Source organism: Novosphingobium soli (assembly GCF_042432915.1).
GTDB lineage: Bacteria > Pseudomonadota > Alphaproteobacteria > Sphingomonadales > Sphingomonadaceae > Novosphingobium > Novosphingobium soli.
This window is the reverse complement of record NZ_JBHLWK010000007.1, coordinates 35,456-50,521: the sequence shown is the minus strand read 5'-3', so window position 1 is coordinate 50,521 and position 15,066 is coordinate 35,456. Positions and strand designations below refer to the sequence as shown.

General features: G+C 66.1%; 13 protein-coding genes. 7 read left to right on the top strand and 6 right to left on the bottom strand.

Annotation, left to right across the window (positions count from 1 at the left end; genetic code table 11):
- Nucleotides 1–65: 65 nt before the first annotated feature.
- A complete protein-coding gene (locus ACFFJC_RS04150) occupies nt 66–1,220 on the bottom strand; it encodes a glycosyltransferase family protein (RefSeq protein ID WP_379486234.1) in 1,155 nt (384 codons plus the stop codon).
- A gap of 240 nt (nt 1,221–1,460) precedes the next feature.
- Here ACFFJC_RS04150 and ACFFJC_RS04145 point away from each other — a divergent pair, with 240 nt between their 5' ends.
- Nucleotides 1,461–2,081 carry a TetR/AcrR family transcriptional regulator gene (locus ACFFJC_RS04145; protein WP_379486233.1) on the top strand — a complete coding sequence of 207 codons (621 nt, stop codon included), beginning with the start codon at nt 1,461–1,463 and terminating at the stop codon, nt 2,079–2,081.
- Nucleotides 2,082–2,126: 45 nt separating this feature from the next.
- Here the strand turns inward: ACFFJC_RS04145 and ACFFJC_RS04140 are convergent, their stop codons facing one another.
- Complete coding sequence (locus tag ACFFJC_RS04140) at nt 2,127–2,507, bottom strand: winged helix-turn-helix transcriptional regulator (RefSeq protein WP_379486232.1); 381 nt, start codon at nt 2,505–2,507, stop codon at nt 2,127–2,129.
- A gap of 94 nt (nt 2,508–2,601) precedes the next feature.
- On the opposite strand from ACFFJC_RS04140, the gene ACFFJC_RS04135 reads away from it, so the two are divergent.
- Nucleotides 2,602–3,660 carry an SDR family oxidoreductase gene (locus ACFFJC_RS04135; RefSeq protein ID WP_379486231.1) on the top strand — a complete coding sequence of 353 codons (1,059 nt, stop codon included), beginning with the start codon at nt 2,602–2,604 and terminating at the stop codon, nt 3,658–3,660.
- 50 nt (nt 3,661–3,710) lie between these two features.
- Here ACFFJC_RS04135 and ACFFJC_RS04130 read toward each other — a convergent pair whose 3' ends face one another.
- The 3 genes from ACFFJC_RS04130 to ACFFJC_RS04120 are packed head-to-tail and all read right to left on the bottom strand — an operon-like array spanning nt 3,711 to nt 7,891.
- Complete coding sequence (locus ACFFJC_RS04130) at nt 3,711–5,579, bottom strand: M48 family metalloprotease (protein ID WP_379486230.1); 1,869 nt, start codon at nt 5,577–5,579, stop codon at nt 3,711–3,713.
- A complete protein-coding gene (locus ACFFJC_RS04125; protein ID WP_379486229.1) occupies nt 5,579–5,932 on the bottom strand; it encodes a hypothetical protein in 354 nt (117 codons plus the stop codon). Before ACFFJC_RS04125 ends, ACFFJC_RS04130 begins: the two co-directional genes overlap by 1 nt.
- A gap of 39 nt (nt 5,933–5,971) precedes the next feature.
- Nucleotides 5,972–7,891 (bottom strand): CHASE2 domain-containing protein, encoded by a 1,920-nt coding sequence (locus ACFFJC_RS04120; RefSeq protein ID WP_379486228.1) that lies wholly within the window; start codon nt 7,889–7,891, stop codon nt 5,972–5,974.
- 281 nt (nt 7,892–8,172) lie between these two features.
- On the opposite strand from ACFFJC_RS04120, the gene ACFFJC_RS04115 reads away from it, so the two are divergent.
- Nucleotides 8,173–9,144, top strand: coding sequence for a hypothetical protein (locus ACFFJC_RS04115; protein ID WP_379486227.1), 972 nt, complete (start codon nt 8,173–8,175; stop codon nt 9,142–9,144).
- Nucleotides 9,145–9,181: 37 nt separating this feature from the next.
- Here ACFFJC_RS04115 and ACFFJC_RS04110 read toward each other — a convergent pair whose 3' ends face one another.
- Entirely contained in the window at nt 9,182–10,753 is a 1,572-nt protein-coding gene (locus ACFFJC_RS04110; RefSeq protein WP_379486226.1) for a YadA family autotransporter adhesin, read from the bottom strand.
- A 353-nt stretch (nt 10,754–11,106) separates the two neighbouring features.
- Here ACFFJC_RS04110 and ACFFJC_RS04105 point away from each other — a divergent pair, with 353 nt between their 5' ends.
- From ACFFJC_RS04105 to ACFFJC_RS04090, 4 genes are read left to right on the top strand one after another with little or no spacing between them, the layout of a single operon-like run.
- On the top strand, nt 11,107–12,327 hold the full coding sequence (locus ACFFJC_RS04105) for a polysaccharide biosynthesis/export family protein (protein WP_379486225.1): 1,221 nt from the start codon (nt 11,107–11,109) through the stop codon (nt 12,325–12,327).
- Nucleotides 12,328–12,360: 33 nt separating this feature from the next.
- The gene (locus ACFFJC_RS04100; RefSeq protein WP_379486224.1) at nt 12,361–13,467 is read left to right on the top strand and encodes a KpsE/RkpR family capsule polysaccharide export protein; all 1,107 of its coding nucleotides are present in this window, start codon (nt 12,361–12,363) and stop codon (nt 13,465–13,467) included.
- Nucleotides 13,464–14,267, top strand: a complete 804-nt coding sequence (locus tag ACFFJC_RS04095; RefSeq protein WP_379486223.1) for an ABC transporter permease — start codon at nt 13,464–13,466, stop codon at nt 14,265–14,267. Before ACFFJC_RS04100 ends, ACFFJC_RS04095 begins: the two co-directional genes overlap by 4 nt.
- Entirely contained in the window at nt 14,264–14,923 is a 660-nt protein-coding gene (locus tag ACFFJC_RS04090) for an ABC transporter ATP-binding protein (RefSeq protein ID WP_379486222.1), read from the top strand. The genes ACFFJC_RS04095 and ACFFJC_RS04090 overlap by 4 nt, the downstream gene beginning before the upstream one ends.
- Nucleotides 14,924–15,066 lie beyond the last annotated feature (143 nt).

Sequence of the window (15,066 nt, the reverse complement as noted above, 5' to 3'; positions counted from 1 at the left end):
GCCATTCGCGCCCTAACGCCAACCGATTATCTTCCCACTCTTGTGCAACGCCATGAAAAACTCTGTTACCCGGCGATGTCAGTAGCTATCGTGCGGGCGGAGTGATCCGGATCATATTCTAAGTATTTACACGATACTTGGCGCAGGCGATCATCGCACAGGCCGGCGGCAAGCTGTTCCAGCGCGCGCACGAATTCCTCCGTGGTCGCATCGCTGGGACGGGTCAGCGCCAGTCCGGCCTGGCGCAACCGGTAGGAGAGCAGCAGCGCTTCGAGCGTGTCGGGAACGAGGAGCTGGGGCAACCCGGCCCGCAGCATCAGGGCGCTGGCGCCATGGCCTGCGCGACCGACGAAGATCCGCGCTTCCCCGGCCTGCCGTGACAGGTCGATGGGCTCGGGGCAGAAGCGCAGCCGGCCTTCTGCCTCCTGTCCGGCCGCGCCCGGCCAGTGCCACAGGACCGGCCAGCCCAGCCGCTGCAGCGCCGCCCGCAAGGCGGGCCCCGGTCCTGCGGAAGGGGGCATGTAGACGAGCACGCGCGCGCCCTTCCCCTCGGGCCAGTCCACGGCAGCGCTGGCGCCCTGGAGTCCGCCCAGGTCACCCCGGAATGCCACTTCGGGCACCGGGGCGGCGAAATGGTCGAGCTCCGGCCAGGTGGTCGCGAAGCGTGGCGCGCCGGCGAGAAGATCCGCCAGGCTCTCCACCGTTCCGCCGCTGACCTGCCGGATGGCGCCATCCGCTGACCCCGCCTGCCGCGCGAGGACGTCGTCCGGGACCGGGCGCCAGGGCAGGAGGCTGGCGGCGATGTCGTGGACCCCGGGCGCGATGAAGCTCGATCCGATGCGCCAGGCGGGCAGGCCGGCGATTCGCGCCGCGAGCAGCGAGGCGGGCGCATGCTCGGCCAGCACCGCGTCCGGCTGCACGTCATCGAAAAGCGCCCGCCACTGCGCGGCGAGCGGCCGCAGGGCCCCGCTCGCCGCGAAGCCGCCGTCGGCGATCACCTGGGCGTAGGTCAGGGTCTCCGCGCGCGCAACCGGCCCGGCGAAGCGCGGCGCGGCAGCCAGCGCGTCGAAATCGCCGGCGCAGGTCGCCGCTACCGTCTCGGGATAGCGCGCCGCGAATGTGACCCGGTGACCTGCGGCGCGCAGCGCCTGCGAGACGCGAGCCAGGATGCCCAGGTGCCCGTAGCCCCGGCCCAGTTCCCAAGTCGCGAGCACATGCATCGCCATAGCCTCCGAATACCGGCCTCCAGACACTGCCCTGCAGACAGACAACCGCGAGCACAATCGGCGCTGCTGCACAGCGGTGGGCAAAACAGGGGCGCTCTCGTCAGTCAAGCATCGCGGTTCGGCCCAATTCTATGTCGTTCGTCGCAACAACTTCGACTTTCGTCGAAGTTGACTGCCCATGTACGGGCAGCCCCATCATTCAGCCCGGCTTGAGAGAAAGGGGGGTAGAGACGCATGGAAAGGGCAAAGCTTCCGGACATCCGCTGCAATCGGCGCAGTCGTCCCAGAATACTCGCGGCGGCGGAGCAACTGGCGGCGACGGAGCAGAAGGCGGGACCGCTGACGATGGAAGCCATCGCGTCCGCGGCCGGCGTGACCCGGCGCACGCTCTACAACCACTTCGCCAACCTCACCGAGCTGTGCATGGCGGCGTCCGAGCCGCTGTTCGCGCACTGCGCGGCCGTCCTACCGCCGCTCGAAGCCGACATGCGGCCGATCCGCATGCGCCTCCATGCGCTGGCGGTGGACGTGCTCGGATTCCAGCGCGATCCGCTCCACGGCCGCCTCAAGGCCATGGTCGAGCTCCAGTCCGGTGCGATCCCGTCGCTCGCCGAGGCCTACCGCCAGCGCGTCAGCCTGCCGCTGCGGCGGCTGGTGGCGACCCGCCTCGCGCTACCGCTCCACGCCGCCGGCACCGGAACCGCGGACGCCGGCGACCTGCTGGCGACGCTCGACGCCGTGGAACGCCTGGACTACTTCATCGCCGACCTGAGCGCGCGCGGCAGCAATGCGATCGTGGTCGACCTGCTCGTCGATCGCGTCGGCGGCAGCCTGCCGCAGCGGTTCGCGGCGTAGCTGGGTCGTCGCGCTTCGGAAGAACGCGGCGCCGGCGGGGCCTGCTCACGAGCGGCGCGAGCTTGGCCGCGGGACAAGCTGATCCAGCGCATCGGCATTGTCCCGGCCCCACGCATACAGAAGCTCCACCGGCTCGACGAACCTTCGACCCAGCGGCGTGAGGCGGTATTCCACCATGGGCGGTATGGCGCTCTGCACATGCCGGGCGAGCAGACCGCTGGCCTCCATCTCCCGCACCGTCTGGGTGAGCATCTTCTTGGAGATTCCCGGCAGGCTGCGCAGCAGTACGCCGGTGCGGGCGGCTCCACCGTGACGAACGTGGAGCGTGTGCAGGACCATGCTGGTCCATTTCGTGGCAAAGAGTTCCAGCACCCTGCGGGGTGCGCAGTCTTCGCGCCATTCATCGTCGGGCGTTCCGGGCTGCATGAGGTTACCTTCTGGTGCCTGGGGTCGCAAATGGTGCCGTCTAGAACGGGCGGGCGGCAATGCCTAGGTGGGACACCATGAGGAGACGATCACGATGAAAACGGCATTGGTGGTGGGCGCGAGCGGCATCGTCGGCAGCGCAACGGCGAGGCTTCTGCTCGAGCAAGGCTGGACGGTCCATGGCCTGGCGCGGCGGCCTCAGGATCAGGCCGGGGTGCGGCCGGTGGCGGCGGACCTGCAGGATGGAGCCGGCACGGCCGAGGCCCTGCGTGCCATCAATCCCGACGCCGTGTTCATCTCGACATGGCTGCGGCAGGACAGCGAGGCGGAGAACATCCGCGTCAATTCCGCCATGGTCCGCAACCTCCTGGATGGCCTGCCCAGACCTGCCGGCCCGCGCCATGTCGCGCTGGTCACCGGCCTGAAGCACTACCTCGGTCCGTTCGAGGCCTACGGCAAGGGCGTCCTGCCGGATACCCCGTTTCGCGAGACGCAAGACCGGCTCCACATCGAGAACTTCTACTATGCGCAAGAGGACGAACTGTTCGCCGCGGCGGCGCGCGACGGCTTCACCTGGAGCGTGCACCGTCCGCACACGGTGATCGGGCTCGCCGTCGGGAATGCGATGAACATGGGCACCACGCTGGCGGTCTACGCCACGCTGTGCCGGGAGACCGGCCGGCCTTTCACGTTCCCCGGATCCGCAGCGCAATGGTCCGGGCTGACCGACATGACCGACGCCGGCCAGCTCGCGCGTCACATGCTGTGGGCGACAGAGACCGAAGGGGCGCACAATGAGGCCTTCAACGTCGTCAACGGCGACGTCTTCCGCTGGCGGTGGATGTGGGGCCGTATCGCCGCCTGGTTCGGTATCGAAGCGGCGCCGTTCGACGGCACGGTGCGTCCCTTGGAACAGCAGATGGCGCACGATGCGGGGCTGTGGCACGAGATCGCCATCCGCGAAGGACTGGCAGAGCGCGACCTCGCACGCCTCGCCTCACCCTGGCACACCGACGCTGATCTGGGGCGTCCGATCGAGGTGGTGACCGACATGTCGAAGAGCCGTCGCCTCGGGTTCACGGCCTATCAGCCCACCGACGACGCCTTCTTCGCGCTTTTCGAGCGCCTGCGTACCGAGCGGCTGATCCCGTGACGGGGCAAACGGCGGGCCGCCCCTTGGCGAGGAGAAGGGCGCGGAGCCAGTCAGGACGTCGCGTTCGTGGCCGCGGTCACCCCGGTGCAGCGTAGGAAAGGAGACGACTGCTGGGCGAGGTTGATGAGGGCAGGAAGGTCCAGCAGCTTCCCGGTGCTGCGCGCCGCCACCGCCTGCTGCAACCGGGCCTTGCCGCCCTCTGTCCTCGGATTGCAGGCCGGATCGTAGCCCATCGGCAGCGCACATTGCGCATAGAGGCCGTCCCCGCCCTTTTCGAGGCACGTGGCCGCCAGCTTTTCCGCACCTTCGGCATCGTCGCGCAGCAAGGCCACCCGCACGTCGAGCGGCAACAGCTCGGGCACGTTACCAAGCCTTTCACGCCCCACGCCGAGCGTCGCCTGCAGTGCGGCGACATCGCGCGCCGCATAGTCGGCCTTGCCAGCATCGATCAGGAGATCGCGGTAGCCCCACTTGAGGCGGCTTCCCGCCTTGAGCGCCTGCCGTTGCGTAGCGAAGTCACCCGCCGCGTAACGTGAGCCGGAATACTGCGCGTAACTCACCGGAAGGCGCGGATCGACGATGGTTCCGGCGGAGAAGGTCTGCGCCGCCGACAGGTCCGGCAGGGGCTGCCCTACCGGCACCGTCAGCAGGGCCGAGCGCGCCTGCTCGTCGATCGCGCTGGCGCGCTTCGCACTTTGGACGAGCGATATCCAGTACGGGTCCTGGCGGAGCTCCGAAAGGCGGGTGTCGGCGAGCGGCATGGCGTCCGCCCGCGCGGCATAGGACTTCTTCACGTAGTCGGCCAGCTTGGCTGCGCGCTTTTCGCCGCCCATGGCCTTGGCCAGCTCCGCGGCCAGTGTCTTGACTACGCCGTCCAGCGTCTGGTTGATCGCCCAGCCTGCGGCGAGCGCCATCAGCTTGCTGCCGAGGTCATCGTCGTCCTTGGTCTTCACCACTTGGCTGGTGAGATAGGCCGCGCCCAACCGCGCCGCGAAGGCAAGTGCCCGCAGATCTGGCTGTTCGGCCTTCCCGAGCAGGAGCACGGCGGCATCCGCGCCGCTGGCGGAGAACTTCGCGCAGTTGACCAGGTCGTAGGCAAGGCGATCCGCCTCAAACTCCTGACCGGCGCGGCGGAAGGGAACGATAGCATCGTTCGAAAGGCTCTGAATCGAATAGCCCGACAGCAGCAACCCGGTGCTGCCAAACTCGGAGCGAAAGCGGATGTCGAGCTTGTTGCTCCCCGATTCGATCTGCAGTTCGCGTCCGATGATGATGAGGCTCGACAGCGCCCCAAAACCCCGCTCGATCGTGGACTTCAACCGGGAGCGCTTCGCCTGATGTTCGTAGAGGACGTGGGCAATCTCGTGCGCGACGGTGAAGGCCAGTGCATCGGTGTTCTCGGCCTCGTTGAGGAGTCCCACGGACAGGCGGATCACGCCGCTGTCGTGCGCAAAGGCCATAGGCTCGGCATGCCCGTCGATCACGATGCGAATGGGCGGCACCGAGCCTTTCCAGCAGGTCAGCAGACGGTTGGAGATCAACCCGACGTAACGCTCGAACCGCGAGGCCTCCGTTACCCACAGATTGTGATCTATTGCGTAGGAATAGCGCTTGTCCGGCGGGAGATCGTAACGCGCCAGGGCCTTGTCCTGCTCGGACGCGAAATCATGGGTGGACAGCGTTCTGGTGAGCTTCGCCAGATCCGTCTGCGCCCTAGGCACCGCAGGATCTGATACCTCGGCCGGCAGGGCCATGTCGGCGAGCACCTTGGGTACCGTCACGGTCGGGACCGGTGGCGCCGCGGGAGCCTTGGCGACCTTGGCAGCCTTTGCCTTGCCCTTGGGCTTGGCGAGCACCGGGGCGGGCGCAAGGATCAGCGCGGCGGCGCAGAAAGCGCCGACCAGCCGGCGCAGCCTCATCAAACGCACTTGGCGACAGGCCAGGTTGGAACCGACCGGATGTCTCCGATGCCGTTGGCTCCGCCTGAGACGGTGCCCGTGTGATAGGTGCGGATGTCGGAAGAAGATGACGTGCCCGTCATCCAGCCTTCGGTCTTCGCGAGGCGGCGCACGCCCCCGATCTCCACGCAGACCAGCGCCACGTTTTCGATCCGCGCCAGCAGCTTCACGTCCGCCGTGTTCACCGGGATGCGGTTGAGCGTATTGCCTTCGACGATCGCGATTGAGGTTGCAGGGGTCGCCAGCAGGCCTGCCGGCGCAAGGGCGGAAAGCAGGACTAAGCAAAGGGCCAAGCGGCAAAACAGACGCACCATCGATCCCCCGATCTCGGTAACAAGCCTGAAATTCTCAGATCATCCGGCCGGCCCGAACAAGAAGCTTCCTATGATCGTGACCACAACCAGAATAGTCATCGGGACTATAAAGTGAATGAACCAATAATGATAGCGATTCGTGCTGCGGGCAATTCGACGCCGCTCCGATTTCTCGATGTCCCTTTCGTTCGCGTCGAGAACGCTCCCGTAGACCCACGCTAGCGAGGGTAGCAGCGATACCCAGTTCACAGGCGGGATCTGGGCTACGAGGCTGAGCACCAGGCCGATAAGCAGCGGAATGCACGCGGCCACGGTCAGGGCGGTCACGATCAGCATCACGCGGGCGATACCGTTCAGGCTGACCTCAGCCTTGCCCGATTGCCGGTGCGCGATACGCATCATTCGGTCTGCCGCTTTATCCACGTCGATCACGGCTGGAACCAGAGACAGGATGAAGCCGATTGCCAGCACCAACTTCGTCGCGTCCCACGCGGAGATCCCGCCGTGTCCGAACACGGCATGCTGGTCGCTGCTGATAAGGTTCTCCAGCACCACGCCGTGAAGCACGGCACCCGGCACGTCCTCGTAGAGGACCGAGGAAACGTGGTCGGGAACCGAGGCGATCTCGGTTCCCACGATCACGTACCGCCCTTTCAGCGGCTGCATCTCGGGTGCGATCTCCGCAAGCCGCATCAGCTTGCCCATGGAGTAGACATCGACGCCATAGCGGCAAGCGGCATCGGCACCACCCTCGATGCCCAGCAGCTTGGTCCAGAACAGGCGCCAAGCGAGAACGGGCTTGCTCGAAAGAAAGCCCATTCCGCCGGCATGACAGGCCGCGATCCTCTCGCGCAGGGCGTCGTCGCCGCCCGCGATCAGGGCACTGTCGGCGAGCGACATGGCGGCTGACCGGAAGCCGGGCCAAACGGGCGCGACGGTCATCGGCAACCTTGCCGACGTGTCCTCGGTGCTCGGCGCCACTCTGTAGAAGGCATAACCGGCGCGCGGAGTGGCGGCAGTGCCCTGGCTCGCGCTGGGGACCCGCAGGATCTGCGGACAGAGCGGATGGCGGGCCCGCAGCCCCTCGCGCTCGCAATAGGCATGGAACAGCACGGCGGCCGGAGACGCAAGGTAGTCCGCTCCCTGGACGATCGTCTCGCCCGCACAGCGTGATTCTGGCGGCTGCCCCATACGGTATGTGAACAGCGAATAGTGCTGGTCCGGGTCATGGCGCCGCAGCGACACGATCTCGACCTCGCTGACCTGCCGTCGGCCGGTGCCGCGCGGCGGAGAGGGCCAGTCGCGCAAGGTGGGCGCGACGTCGTCGGCCTGCGCCACTTCGCCCGGGTTGAGGAAGGGGATGCGGCAGGCGGGCGGCACCGAGAGGAACGCCGGCTTGCTCCCGAGGACCAGGCGTGCGGGCCAGCCGCTCGGCGTGACGCCGGAATGCAGAACCCGCTGCTCCTCCAGCGCATCGCGGATCGCAGCCGGCGCCTCAGGGTCGTACAGCAGACCGTCGGCCAGGGCGGGAGGCTGCAGGCGGTCGGCGTGGAAGGTGTAGTCGATCAGGAGCGCCTCGGCCCCTTGCGCCAGGATCGGCTGGAGCACCAGGGATATCTGCTGACTGCGAGGCGGCGGCCAGAGCCCGCGTTCTCCCGGCGGCGCGATCGCGTCCAGCCACGCCTGGTCGATCAGCACCACCGCCACCTTGGTCTGACCCCGCGTCGAGGCCACCTGGTCCGCCTTGGCCGCGCCGGAGTGGAACGGCGCCATCAGGCGCAGCACCACCGCCTCGGAGTACAGGTCCGCCGTCTGCGAGCAACCCAGCGGATCGAGCAAAAGGATGATCGCAAACGGCACGAACGAGCGTGCCCACCGCCGCAGCGTGACACGCGGCGCTCTGAAACTGGCAATATCGCGCAGTCCGTTCAGAAGAACCCTGCGGATGTGCTCAAACATCTGGCCAGCAGCCCCCAAGCCCCGGCCGCAGCATCAAGGAGAATGCGCGTTCACGCAAGAACGTCCGGCAGGTTTCAACTTTGGGCGTCAAGCGGAACTGCCTGGAGCGCTGGCCAGTTGCCCGGATCCTCGCCGGCTTCTTCCCACCCACGAGCCGTCGAGGATGATCGCCCTGCCGCCTTCGCCGCAAGAGCCGGGCACCGCGCCCCGCCGCGCTGGACTGTTCGGCCCGCGCTCCTCTAACCGGACCTGCCCCTTCCCCGCGTCCGGACCTTGCAACCATGATTCATGCACTTGCCCCCATCGCCGTAATCCTTGCGAGCCTGCTCATCCCCCAGCCCGCATCGGCGCAGGAGCCGCGGTCCGCACCGAGCGCCGAGCGTGAGCGACCGCCCTCCGCCGTGCCGACGCCGGGGTCTGTCATTCCCGGAGGCGCCGAGACCACGGTCAAGTGGGAGAACAGCACCTTCCCCTCCGAGGCCGAAGGTGGAATCTGGCCGGAGGGCGCGCGGTTCGGCTGGACCTTCAACCATGAGTTCAACGCAGTCACGGCGCCCGGCGAGGGATCGACCGCGTTCTCCCTCATGGCCATTGCCCACAATCACGGCTCGCCAGCCAACGTGGTTGCGCTGGGGGCCGATACGGTCCTGCGATCCGACGATGCAGCGGGTTTCGGGGGCAACATCATCGTGCGCACGGAAAGTGCCGTCGCCCGTCCCAAGATGGTGGGCCTGGAGATCGACATCGAGCCGGCCACCGGGGTGACGCCAGCCAAGACGAGCATCGCGCTCCCGATCAACATGTTCAATAGTCGCAACCCCGGACCTGCCATCCAGACCGGCGGCATCAACGGCGGGACCTTTGCAAACGGCATCGTCCTCTACGGAATCGCGAAGTCCGGCGCCGGTCTGGCGGCGGGAGAAGGGGCGAGCATGAATGCGCTGGTGAACAGCAGCGTCTGCGAGTGCGCCACTGCCGCCTTCATTCATGGCACGGGAATCAGCCAGGGCGACGCCTATGGAACGAAAGGCCCCGGAGTCTCTCCCTTTGTCTACGGAGACGAGGGGAACGACCTTGTCGTGCGGCTCGGCTCGGCCGGGGGGCTGAAGGTGTATGCCAGCGACGGCGTCAGCCCGGTGCTGGAGGTCGCAGCAGACGGCACGCTATCGGCCGGCGGCCACCGCGGGGTGAGTTGCTCGGGCCCTCCTACCTCCGCCTTCCGCACGCTTGGCGGCATCGTGGTCCACTGCTGAGCGTATCCGGAAGGCGGCTCGCGCGCGGCATGCCCCGTCAGAAAGCGAGTCCGACCCCGCCGTTGGCACCGCCCTGCCCGCGCGAATTGTAGGTTCCGCCAACCTTGAACACGAGGCGACCATCATCAGAGGCTTTCGAGGCACCGACGGCGAACGCGCTCTCGCCCTGCCATGTCCCGACGCCCATGCCGATCATGCCCTGTGACGCTTCGAATGCCTGCGGGATACCGGCAAGCGCCATGGCCGAGGCGGTGGCACCCTCGGCATCGCGGCGGACTTGGCGCAGGTCATAGCTCAACTGGTTGAAACGCGTGTCGGCGTAGGCGTTCGCCGAGGCTATGGCCCTGCTCATGGCGCTGTGGACCTGACCGAGGTTCGCCGCATCGGTATCGATCGTTCCTGCGCCCACATGGGTAATTCGACGCGTCTGCGAGGCGGAGCCGACAGCGACGACGTTCTCCTCTCCGTCGTCGCTCGAACCCGCACCAAGCGCTACCGACCCGGCTCCGCCAGACCGCGCGTCGGCACCCACCGCCGTCGATCGAGAGGCGAGGGCCGCACTGCCGGCTCCGACGGCCACCGACCGGGCCCCCGCAGCCTCGACACCGTCACCCACCGCCGTGGCGGCCTCGCCGACCTCCGCCGTGGCGAATGACGGGATACCGGCTGCGACCCTGGGGGACGCAGCCTGGCCTACGATGCTGTCGCCGGTATGGAGTCCGGTCGCCTGCTCGAGTCGGGCAAGGCGGCTGAAGACGCTGGAGAGGCTGCCGTATCGTGTGATGACGTCTCCGTCGGACTGAACGATCATCAGGTTCGTGTTGTTCTCCGAATTGACGATGCGCAGCCCCGGGGGGCCCGCCTGCAGCACGAGGTAGCCGTTGTAGATGTCGTCGCGCCAGATCGCCGCATCGCCCAGACCCGGACTGCGGAAGACGAAGCGCTGGTTCGCGGATACCAGGAAGGCCGCATCGCTGAACGATGAGCCCTGGAAATCGATGCCGCGCCGCGCCACCTGCGGCGCCATTCCGATCACGGCTCCTTCACGGGCGACTGAGTTCGGCTGGATGTTGATGATGTTCTGGAACGCCGCACTGGCGGTTTCCGTGGCGATCTCGATTGCGTTGGTGTTCGGGTTGCCGAACCCGACGATCTGCAATCCGACCTTGGACGCGTTGGGATAGACGCCAGGCAGCCCGCCATTGAGGACGTCAATCTCGAGCCCGATCAGCTGGCTGTCCGCTCCGGGAATTGAAAATCCGGAGCGGGCCGAAAGAAAGCCGCCCCACACGCGCCCGCGATCTACTACAGAGGCGGCATCGGCCCAGAAGGCCACGGCGTTGGTGTCTGCGCGCCGCGAGATGAGCTCGGCAAGGAAGGTCTGGTAATGCGCCAGCGACGGGCCTGGCTCAAGCACGTCGGACACGCCGACATAATCGCCGACGTTCTGGTTCCCGAACTGGTGGTAGGGGTAAGTCGCCGGGTCGGGCGTGCTGCATCGCGGATGACGCTCGTCGCAGACGAAGAAGCCGTCGGCATCATTCACGACTTCCTGTGCCGCTGCAGGAAAGCTCAACACAAGCAGGGCAGCGACAAGAACAAACTTCATGAAATTTCCTCAACGCTCCGGTCGGCCCGGGATGTCACGCCTGCCCCGCTGCACTGCCACTTTCCTTGAAGATGCGGTGTGCGGTGTCGGCGCAGAACCCGGCGGCCCGGTCCTGTACAGGACTGACCTTGTCGACACGCCGGCTTTCCCCTTCGGTGTACCTAGCGCGGACGCCGCATACGACCGAAGGCCATCGCAAGCCTCATTAACTTATTGCAATCTGAAACTTTTGTGTTCTGCACCAACGATCGCGCCCGCTTCACGATCGATAGTCCCCCCACTGTTGCAATTGGGTGGCATTGCCTCGTCATACCCGTCCGTCTATGCGGACCTGCCCCCGGCGTGGGCCGGGCGTGCAGCTTCGAGGTGGATTCGCTTTGGACTCTGAGGGTGTACTGAATTTTCGCGGCCGGACCTTGCGCTGCGCCTTATTGCTCGGAGTTACGCTGACCATAGGCGGTTGCGCACTCGCGCCGCTGAGCGGGCCCACTTCGGCGGCCATCGGTGACGCGAGCCGGGAAGGATTCGACCAATCGTCCATCGCGGTGATCGATGTCAGCAACGACATCGCCCGGCGGCTGGTGGAACACGGACGCCCCCAGATGTTCGCAGACGTGCTGGGCGAGGGCCAACCGGTGGGGACCGTCATCGGCAAGGGCGATACGCTCGACATCTCGATCTGGGAAGCGCCTCCGGCCACGCTCTTCGGATCGGGCGGCGGCGATTCGCGCGTCACGTCCTCGGCTTCGACCGCACGCGGAACCTCCCTCCCCGAACAGATGGTCGACGAGGGTGGGCGCGTGGTGATTCCCTTCGTCGGCAGCCTGGCCGTGGTCGGCCTGACGCCCAAGCAGGTCGAGCAGCAGATCGTCTCTCGGCTCGCCGGGAAGGCGCACCAGCCGCAAGCCTTGGTAAGGCTGACCGGCAATGCCAACCGGACCGTCACGGTGGTGGGGGAGGTTACCAACAGCAGCCGGGTTCCGCTCAGCCCCAGGGGCGAGCGGTTGCTCGACGTGCTCGCGAGCGTGGGCGGAACGCGACAGCAGGTTACCAAGACCACCGTTCAGATCACACGTGACGGAACGGTAGCGAGCATGCCGATGGAAGCGGTGATCCGCGATCCGCGGCAGAACATCCGGCTTCAGCCCGGCGACGTGGTGACGGCGCTGTTCCAGCCGTTCAGCTTCACCGCTCTGGGCGCGACCGGTCGCAACGAGGAAGTCCTTTTCGAGGCAAGCGGGCTCACCCTGTCGCAGGCCCTCGGCCGGGCCGCCGGACTCCAGGACGCGCGGGCAAACGCCAAGGGTGTGTTCCTGTTCAGGCTTGAAGATCCGGCCGCGCTCGCCGGTCTGCAGGTGCCTGTGGGTCCGCCCACGCCGGACGGCAAGATTCCGGTGATCTACCGCATCAACCTGCGGGATCCGCGCACCCTGTTCGTTGCACAAAGCTTCCCGATCCGCGACCGGGACGTGCTCTATGTCACCAACGCCCCGATCGCGGACGTCCAGAAGTTCGTGAACGTCATCTATTCGTCGATCCTGCCGATCGCCACCGCGGCGACGGTTTCGCCCTGACGATCCGGCCCAGAATTCTTAGTGGAAACATCAATGCAAAAGATCTGGACCCGGATCACGTCCGTCGACAGGCTGTTCATTCTCGTCGTGGTTGTGCCCACGATCCTATCCATACTCTACTTCGGCGTGTTTTCGTCCAACGTCTACGTGTCAGAGTCGCGATTCATCGTGCGCAGCCCGGACAAGCCGCAGATGTCGGGCGTCGGGCTGCTGCTCAAGGGCGCCGGGTTCTCCAGCGCCAGCGACGAGATCTTCGCTGCGCAAGACTACCTCAAGTCTCGTGACGCGTTGCGCGCGCTCAACCGCAACGATGCCTTTCGCAAGGCGTACAGCGACCCGTCGATCTCAATCTTCGATCGGTTCGATCCCACCGGGCACTCTGGCTCCTTCGAGAAGCTCTACACCTTTTTCGGGACCAAGGTTCACCCCGAGCACGACGCCACGTCTTCCATCATCACGCTGTCGGTCCGGGCCTACAATCCTCGTGACGCGCAACGCTTCAACGAGCAGCTGCTGGAGATGGCGGAAGCCACCGTAAACCGCCTGAACAACCGGGCGCGTAACGATCTCATCCTGGTGTCGCGCAACGAAGTTGCAGCGGCCAAGCAGCGGGCACAGCGAGCCGCCCTCGCCCTCTCCGCCTTCCGCAACCGCGAGGGCGTGGTCGATCCGGAGAAGCAGGCCACGGTGCAGCTGCAGATGGTCTCCAAGCTGCAGGATGAACTGATCGCGACGCGGGCCCAGCTCGCCCAGCTTCGGGCGGTGGCGCCGCGCAACCCGCAGGTCGAAGTGCTCGAGGTCCAGGTTCGCAGCCTGTCCGGGGACATCGACGCCGAACTCGGCAAGGTGGCAGGCAACCGGCGCTCGCTGTCCTCCACGGCAGCGCAGTACCAGCGCTTGCAGCTGGAGAGCCAGTTCGCCGACCGCCAGTTGGCCGCCACAATGGTTTCGCTCCAGGATGCCGAGAACGAGGCTCGCCGTAAGCAGGCCTACGTCGAGCGGATCGTGGAACCCAATCTTCCCGACTACGCCATCGAGCCGCGCCGGGCCCGCGGCATCATCTCCACCCTGATGTTCTCGCTGATCGCCTGGGGCGTGCTCGGCATGCTGCTTGCGGGGGTTCGGGAGCACCAGCAGTGACGGAACCGGTGCCGCAGCGGTCTGCGCTCGCCACGGCATTTGCCGTCCAGCAGCGGGTCGTCGCGGCGCTGCTCCTGCGCGAGATCATCACGCGCTATGGCCGCCACAACATCGGCTTCCTGTGGCTGTTCGTGGAACCGATGCTGTTCACGCTGGCGGTCACCCTGCTGTGGGTGGGGCTGGAGCTGAACCATGTCAGCAGCCTGCCCATCACTGCGTTCGCGGTGACCGGCTACTCCAGCATCCTTCTCTGGCGCAACATGCCCGGGCGGCTGATCGGCTCGGTGGGGCCCAACCTGGCCCTTATGTACCACCGCCAGGTCAAGATCATCGACATCTTCTTCGCGCGGCTGTTGCTCGAATTCATGGGCGCGACGATCTCGTTCATCGTTCTGACAGTCGTCTTCACGACCTTCGACTGGATGTCCCTGCCCGAGGATCTGCTGAAGGTGACGCTCGGCTGGCTGATGCTGACGTGGTTCGGGTGCGGCCTCGCGATCCTCCTCGGGGCGCTTGCCGAGGAGTACGAGATCATCGAGAAGCTCTGGCACCCCTTCGCTTATCTCATCATGCCGCTGTCAGGTGCGGGCTTTATCGTCGATTCGCTGCCGAAGGTCGCGCAGGAATGGATCCTCTGGCTGCCGATGATCAACGCGACGGAGTACCTGCGCGAAGGCTACTTCGGCTCCGCCATGGTGGCGCACTACGATATGGGCTACATGGCCGTGGCGAACCTGCTCCTGACAGCGCTCGGCCTCGCCAAGACGCGCGTGGTCAGCCAGAAGGTCGTGCCCGAATGATCCGGCTGGTCGATCTCTGCAAAAGCTACCCCACTTCGCAGGGGCAGCACCAGGTGTTCCGCAACATCAATCTCACGGTCGCGAAGGGCGAGAAGGTCGGCATCCTGGGCCGGAACGGCGCCGGCAAGTCGACCATGATCCGGCTCCTCAGCGGCGCCGAGCGGCCCACCTCCGGGCAGGTCGAGCGGTCCATGTCCGTGTCATGGCCGCTGGCGTTCGGCGGCGCTTTCCAAACCACGCTGACCGGACTCGACAACCTCCGTTTCGTCTGCCGGATCTATGGTATCCCTTGGCGGGACAAGATCGATTACGTTCAGGAATTCTCCGAGCTCGGCGCCTATCTGCGAGAACCGCTGCGGATCTATTCCTCGGGCATGCGCGCACGTCTGGCCTTCGCGTTGTCGATGGTGATCGAGTTCGATTGCTTCCTGATCGACGAAGTCGTGGCCGTCGGCGATGCCCGCTTTCACGAAAAGTGTCATGCCGAGCTGTTCGAAAAGCGTGCGGACCGCTCTCTCATCATCGTTTCGCACGATGCCAACTACGTTCGGGAGCACTGCTCTACGCTCTGCGTGCTGTCCGAAGGAGAGCTTTCGACCTTCACCGATGCCGATGAGGCATTCGAATTCTATCACCGGGCCATCCACCTCCAGTGACCGGATCGCGTAAGCCGCAGCGCTGGCTTGCAGCGGCGAGGTATTTACCCTCTTTGTCGATCACCGCGGTTCGGGCGTGGATAACGCTTGAGCCACGGGACTGGTCGATAGTCGCGGACCACCTGGGTCGTATCGTGGGGAAA

Coding starts and splice junctions, on each gene's coding strand:
- ACFFJC_RS04150 (WP_379486234.1), bottom strand. CDS start 1,220: ATGCATGTGCTCGCGACTTGGGAACTGGGCCGGGGCTACGGGCACCTG.
- ACFFJC_RS04145 (WP_379486233.1), top strand. CDS start 1,461: ATGGAAAGGGCAAAGCTTCCGGACATCCGCTGCAATCGGCGCAGTCGT.
- ACFFJC_RS04140 (WP_379486232.1), bottom strand. CDS start 2,507: ATGCAGCCCGGAACGCCCGACGATGAATGGCGCGAAGACTGCGCACCC.
- ACFFJC_RS04135 (WP_379486231.1), top strand. CDS start 2,602: ATGAAAACGGCATTGGTGGTGGGCGCGAGCGGCATCGTCGGCAGCGCA.
- ACFFJC_RS04130 (WP_379486230.1), bottom strand. CDS start 5,579: ATGAGGCTGCGCCGGCTGGTCGGCGCTTTCTGCGCCGCCGCGCTGATC.
- ACFFJC_RS04125 (WP_379486229.1), bottom strand. CDS start 5,932: ATGGTGCGTCTGTTTTGCCGCTTGGCCCTTTGCTTAGTCCTGCTTTCC.
- ACFFJC_RS04120 (WP_379486228.1), bottom strand. CDS start 7,891: ATGTTTGAGCACATCCGCAGGGTTCTTCTGAACGGACTGCGCGATATT.
- ACFFJC_RS04115 (WP_379486227.1), top strand. CDS start 8,173: ATGATTCATGCACTTGCCCCCATCGCCGTAATCCTTGCGAGCCTGCTC.
- ACFFJC_RS04110 (WP_379486226.1), bottom strand. CDS start 10,753: ATGAAGTTTGTTCTTGTCGCTGCCCTGCTTGTGTTGAGCTTTCCTGCA.
- ACFFJC_RS04100 (WP_379486224.1), top strand. CDS start 12,361: ATGCAAAAGATCTGGACCCGGATCACGTCCGTCGACAGGCTGTTCATT.
- ACFFJC_RS04090 (WP_379486222.1), top strand. CDS start 14,264: ATGATCCGGCTGGTCGATCTCTGCAAAAGCTACCCCACTTCGCAGGGG.